Source organism: Sphingobium sp. PNB (assembly GCF_019873065.1).
Classification (GTDB): Bacteria; Pseudomonadota; Alphaproteobacteria; order Sphingomonadales; family Sphingomonadaceae; genus Sphingobium; species Sphingobium fuliginis.
On sequence record NZ_JAINEZ010000169.1, the window covers coordinates 1 to 4,088 of the forward strand.

Annotated in this window: 11 protein-coding genes; 8 read left to right on the forward strand and 3 right to left on the reverse strand. The window is 57.8% G+C overall.

All coding sequences use genetic code 11. The features are described 5' to 3' along the window. Positions 1–230: hypothetical protein (locus tag K7W03_RS26745; RefSeq protein WP_222887951.1), on the forward strand; the 230-nt coding region annotated here is incomplete at its 5' end. Here the strand turns inward: K7W03_RS26745 and K7W03_RS26750 are convergent. Further along, on the reverse strand, positions 223–399 hold the full coding sequence (locus K7W03_RS26750; RefSeq protein WP_222887953.1) for a hypothetical protein: 177 nt from the start codon (positions 397–399) through the stop codon (positions 223–225). The genes K7W03_RS26745 and K7W03_RS26750 overlap by 8 nt on opposite strands. 29 nt (positions 400–428) lie before the next feature. Beyond that, a complete protein-coding gene (locus K7W03_RS26755) occupies positions 429–629 on the reverse strand; it encodes a hypothetical protein (protein WP_222887955.1) in 201 nt (66 codons plus the stop codon). 100 nt (positions 630–729) lie between these two features. Here K7W03_RS26755 and K7W03_RS26760 point away from each other — a divergent pair, with 100 nt between their 5' ends. Genes K7W03_RS26760 through K7W03_RS26770 form a run of 3 tightly spaced genes read left to right on the forward strand, consistent with a single transcriptional unit; the run spans position 730 to position 1,783 of the window. After that, a complete protein-coding gene (locus tag K7W03_RS26760) occupies positions 730–1,347 on the forward strand; it encodes a S24 family peptidase (protein WP_226870545.1) in 618 nt (205 codons plus the stop codon). Between the two features lie 14 nt (positions 1,348–1,361). After that, on the forward strand, positions 1,362–1,556 hold the full coding sequence (locus tag K7W03_RS26765; RefSeq protein ID WP_222887957.1) for a hypothetical protein: 195 nt from the start codon (positions 1,362–1,364) through the stop codon (positions 1,554–1,556). Continuing rightward, positions 1,553–1,783 carry a hypothetical protein gene (locus K7W03_RS26770; RefSeq protein ID WP_222887959.1) on the forward strand — a complete coding sequence of 77 codons (231 nt, stop codon included), beginning with the start codon at positions 1,553–1,555 and terminating at the stop codon, positions 1,781–1,783. The genes K7W03_RS26765 and K7W03_RS26770 overlap by 4 nt, the downstream gene beginning before the upstream one ends. A 4-nt stretch (positions 1,784–1,787) precedes the next feature. Here K7W03_RS26770 and K7W03_RS26775 read toward each other — a convergent pair whose 3' ends face one another. Further along, positions 1,788–2,786, reverse strand: coding sequence for a P63C domain-containing protein (locus K7W03_RS26775; RefSeq protein ID WP_222887960.1), 999 nt, complete (start codon positions 2,784–2,786; stop codon positions 1,788–1,790). Between the two features lie 210 nt (positions 2,787–2,996). Here K7W03_RS26775 and K7W03_RS26780 point away from each other — a divergent pair, with 210 nt between their 5' ends. The 4 genes from K7W03_RS26780 to K7W03_RS26795 all read left to right on the forward strand — a co-directional run bounded on the left by K7W03_RS26780 (position 2,997) and on the right by K7W03_RS26795 (position 4,002). Further along, positions 2,997–3,239 carry a hypothetical protein gene (locus K7W03_RS26780; protein WP_222887962.1) on the forward strand — a complete coding sequence of 81 codons (243 nt, stop codon included), beginning with the start codon at positions 2,997–2,999 and terminating at the stop codon, positions 3,237–3,239. Positions 3,240–3,261: 22 nt separating this feature from the next. Next, a complete protein-coding gene (locus K7W03_RS26785; protein ID WP_020820835.1) occupies positions 3,262–3,555 on the forward strand; it encodes a hypothetical protein in 294 nt (97 codons plus the stop codon). Then, entirely contained in the window at positions 3,552–3,752 is a 201-nt protein-coding gene (locus K7W03_RS26790) for a hypothetical protein (RefSeq protein WP_222887964.1), read from the forward strand. Before K7W03_RS26785 ends, K7W03_RS26790 begins: the two co-directional genes overlap by 4 nt. A gap of 67 nt (positions 3,753–3,819) precedes the next feature. Beyond that, positions 3,820–4,002, forward strand: coding sequence for a hypothetical protein (locus K7W03_RS26795; RefSeq protein ID WP_222887966.1), 183 nt, complete (start codon positions 3,820–3,822; stop codon positions 4,000–4,002). Positions 4,003–4,088: the final 86 nt, after the last annotated feature.

Below are 4,088 nucleotides of genomic sequence, written 5' to 3' on the forward strand. Positions count from 1 at the left end.
CCAGCGGCTTCGGTCATCGTGGCGATTGCGAAACAACCACGAAAGGAATCACGATGGCTGACGATGTGCGCGTTACGAACTTTCCTGCCTCCACCACGAAAGAAGAAGTCGCCTTCAGACTGCTCACCATCATTCGCGAAGGGGCGAACTACTTTAAGGACGAAAAGACCGTTCTCGACACCTATGCGCGATGCCTGCAAGCGACGAGCGGCTATCGCGACATTAGCTGACATTGGCCGCCTCCAGCGCCGCGTCTATGATCTGGCGCGGCGTCTGGTCGCTCTTGCCGGTCAGGAAATCGTGGTAGGCGCGGGCGCGGGACACGATGTCACTAGGCAGTTCGCCAAAGCCAGCATTCGCAAGGCGCAGGCATTCGAGGCGAATTTCAATGTCGCTCATTTACGATCTCCAGTTCTGGGTCAGCCCGCTCATGCTGCATCCGCCTGCTTGGTGGGGCGGTAGGTGGCCATGAAAGCCTTGAGCCGCTCGACTGTGCTCATCCGAAGATCGCGGCCATCCCGCAGTTGGCGGATCAGGTGCCGGTCATTCAGCGCGAGTTCGCCAAACTGCCATTCCGAGAGACCATGAGCCTCGCAGAAGGATGAAATGCTGTTGAGTAGCTCTGCCATGGACAGGCATTCTATGGGGGAAATATCCCCCAGTCAAGGATTGGGGTGGGGGAAATTACGCGCCTTCCTTAATATAGACGCTGCGTGGGATATATCCCCCATGAGCAGCCGCCCCAGAATCGAAGAAATCCGCGCATCGATAGAGCGTGCCATGAATCGGAAGGGCTTTACCAAGCGCAGCCTGTCGTCGGCGGCTGGCCTGAGCGAATCCATGGTCAGGGATTTGCTCAAGAAAACAGAAAATCCGGGGATCGGGACGCTTGACGCAATAGCGGTGGCTTTGGAAATGCCGATAGAGGATCTGATTGGTTCCGAGCGCGTGCCCCTGTTAGGGGAAGTTGGCGCGGGCGGCCTGATTGCCTATTTCAATGATGGCGACCAGTTCGAGCTGGTTCCGCGCCCGCCATTGGCGCCGGGAAGGCTTATGGCTCTCCGGGTTAAGGGGGAGTCGATGCTCCCGAAATATGAGCCAGGGGACATTATCTATGTCCGGCGCGATCATGAGGGCGTGCTGCCTCAATATCTCGGCCGCCATTGCGCGGTCCACCTGACTGATGGCGGCACTTACCTGAAAATCCTGAGCGCCGGCACCATGGCCGGCAGGTATACGCTCCGCTCGCTGAACGCGGCCGACATGGAAAATGTTGAGGTGGTATGGGCATCGCCTGTCCTGTTCACGATGCCAAATCAGAATCCGCAGTCTGACGCCAAGGGTTAAACCGGGGGGGTAATATGGGTTCCTATTCTTTGATGCACTGGATCATCCTGCTGGTCGTATGGGCGGCGTGGATGATACCGCTCAATGCAATCCTTAAGCGGATTGGATGGTCGCGGGCTTGGGTGCTTGTGGCGATCTTCCCGCCTTTGGCGATGGTGTTGCTGTGGTGCATCGCATTTGGCGGCTGGAATACCTCATCTGAAGGATGACCATCCTCGCCAACATCTACATCGACGGTGACACGGCTCCGGGCCTGTACCAGTTCGCGGCGATCCCGCACCGGGGCGACCGGCTGCACATTCAGCAGGGCGATGATGTACTGATCCTGACCGTCGAGCGGGTGGATCACTATCCCGTGCCCGCCAAGCTGGGGGCGGCGAATATCTTTGGCGGTGGCGCGCCTGCGGTGACGGTGTTTTGTGGGGTGGGGGAGTAGGGGGCTAGTCCAGCCCTAAATCCCCTTGGTCGCCCACTTGGGGAAAGCGCTTTTGGAATAGGCGCTTGAACTGCCCGACCGAATCCGAAACAGCCATCAGCGTCATGACTTCCTGCATCTGGCGCTTGAGCTTTTGCAACCCGTAATCATAACTCAAGTGCTGATGGAAGCGCGCTCTCCGATTCCCTTTGCGATCGATCTTTGGATTGATCTGGTCAAGCTCATCGAGAACTGCCCCATTCTCCAAAGGATGATAAACGTACTTACGCGTGAATAAGGCGAAGTGCTGCGGACGGTTCTGGATCACAATGCCGGTGCTTGTCCGCGTCATCCGCTTGCTGCCGTACAACTCATTGAGGCGATCATAATATTCATCAGGGAACTGCTTTTCCCATTCACGCTTTTCCGCTTCAATGTACTGCTGGACCAAAAGCCGCAGGGCGTCTGGGCCGCGAACCTCTTGAAAGCCAGTGGCTTCGTCAATCAGCGCCGCAACGCCAACCTTGGCGAATGCGTTAAGCAGAACAGCGGCCTGAACCGCGAGAAATTCCTGTGATCCAGTAAGTTTGCCGCCCTCATGCGCGCGCCGGATCGCCTTGCAAACCTCCACCAAAACTTCGGCGTCATACCCATGGGCCGAATCCATGGTCAAGGGCTTGAAAATAACCGGATTTTCTATGATTTGGACCAGTTTTTGGCCGAGTTCGGATCCAATGCCTTTTCGCGTCATCGAGCGGAGAAAGGCGTTGCCGCCGGCCGACTTCAGGTTGAGGGCTTTTGCCATGCCGCGCTTGTGGATCAGGCGGCGGCCATCCTCTAGAACATAGCAATCAAGTTCCACCTCCCCGACTATCATCTTCCCCTGGTGGGTGGCCTTAGGAAGATTGGTCGCGACCTCCTTCTTCGCCCACCTTGCGGATGCGGCGACCTGCGCAATCGCCTTCCGTTCGTCGGGCGTCAAACTCTTGGCTCTCGCCTCCCCACCCTTCTTGCGATCATTCATATTCTCACCATGCTTGCTGCGTTAATATTGCTACGTATGCTTGCAATACCGCAGGAAGCTGTCAAGCGGTCATTATCTGACCACCAGCCCCGCGAGGCGAGGCTTTTTTGTGCCTGAAAAATAGTGGGGGAAATTTCACACATTTCTATTGACGGCGGGGGAAATATCCCCCATAACCCCTCCTACCGGCCAAGCCGAAGGAGGAAGAGAATGCAGATCACTCTCGCGCAATTCGAAACCATCGACGGGCTGTTGAGCAGCCTGCATCGCATGGGCGACTTCGAAACCTGCGCTGATCCGCGCGGCTACATCCAGACCAGCAATCGCCTTCTCGACGCCTGCATTGATGCGGTCGGGTATGACGCTGCCTGCGAGTTCCCCAGCGCCGAAGAGTGCGCTGCGGTGATTGTCGCCCGCTGCCTTTCGTCCGCCACGCTGGTCATGGCCGCCTAACGAACGCCGAAGGAGGAAGAGAATGGCGCAGACGGCGCTCACCAACGGACCAACTTTGCAAACCCTGCCGCAATTCGGCGGCCAACACAGGGAGGCTTGCATGTTCGTTCGTTCCGCTTCTTACGTTAAGACCACCAAAGAGTGGGCCGCCCTGGCGCCGCGTCGTTCGGTCGAGAGTGCCGCCAAGCGGTTTGCTCGCGAGAACATGATCGCGGTGGTTATGCTCGGCAACGACGATGCCGTGGCATATCTTTATGACCCTGCGAATGATCGCGTTGCGAAAGCGATATACCGCCACCCGGAGTGGGTCGCATGACCTACCGCCTCGAAAGCAGCCACGACGGCAAGAAGTGGACCGCCGTTATGGAACAGCGGACGCGACTTGATTGTCCCGGTTCCGGGATGCGCAAGGAGCCGGTTAAGCGAGACCGGTTGCAGGACATTCAGCGCGAGGCTGAATTTCACAGTCACCGCTTCCCGCATGTTCGGATCATCCATCCCACCACCCCCTAAATCTCCCCCTGTCCTGCCTCTTATCGGGGGCAGGGCGCGGATGAGATTCAGCATCACAGGAGCAGGTATGATGGCTTCTAACAGGCACTACTGTTTCAACTGCGGCGCAGACATCGGTCCCAAGGATCGCTTTTCCGAACCGCTTGATGACTGCGGCGCGCCCGAATGTGTCCGCGAGGCTCGCAATGCCTACCAGCAGGAACGCGACGAAGCGCACGAGCAGCTTGATCGTGACATGGGGTGGTACTGACCATGACCCGCTTCACCAACGCCCTTCGCAATGGCCGCGTCAGCATAACTCTGACCCGCCTTGAAGCCGTGACGATTGCTCTCGTT

Excerpts from the sequence above, each read along its gene's own strand:
- K7W03_RS26750 (WP_222887953.1), bottom strand. The coding sequence starts at position 399 with ATGAGCGACATTGAAATTCGCCTCGAATGCCTGCGCCTTGCGAATGCT.
- K7W03_RS26755 (WP_222887955.1), bottom strand. The coding sequence starts at position 629 with ATGGCAGAGCTACTCAACAGCATTTCATCCTTCTGCGAGGCTCATGGT.
- K7W03_RS26760 (WP_226870545.1), top strand. The coding sequence starts at position 730 with ATGAGCAGCCGCCCCAGAATCGAAGAAATCCGCGCATCGATAGAGCGT.
- K7W03_RS26765 (WP_222887957.1), top strand. The coding sequence starts at position 1,362 with ATGGGTTCCTATTCTTTGATGCACTGGATCATCCTGCTGGTCGTATGG.
- K7W03_RS26770 (WP_222887959.1), top strand. The coding sequence starts at position 1,553 with ATGACCATCCTCGCCAACATCTACATCGACGGTGACACGGCTCCGGGC.
- K7W03_RS26775 (WP_222887960.1), bottom strand. The coding sequence starts at position 2,786 with ATGAATGATCGCAAGAAGGGTGGGGAGGCGAGAGCCAAGAGTTTGACG.
- K7W03_RS26780 (WP_222887962.1), top strand. The coding sequence starts at position 2,997 with ATGCAGATCACTCTCGCGCAATTCGAAACCATCGACGGGCTGTTGAGC.
- K7W03_RS26785 (WP_020820835.1), top strand. The coding sequence starts at position 3,262 with ATGGCGCAGACGGCGCTCACCAACGGACCAACTTTGCAAACCCTGCCG.
- K7W03_RS26790 (WP_222887964.1), top strand. The coding sequence starts at position 3,552 with ATGACCTACCGCCTCGAAAGCAGCCACGACGGCAAGAAGTGGACCGCC.
- K7W03_RS26795 (WP_222887966.1), top strand. The coding sequence starts at position 3,820 with ATGATGGCTTCTAACAGGCACTACTGTTTCAACTGCGGCGCAGACATC.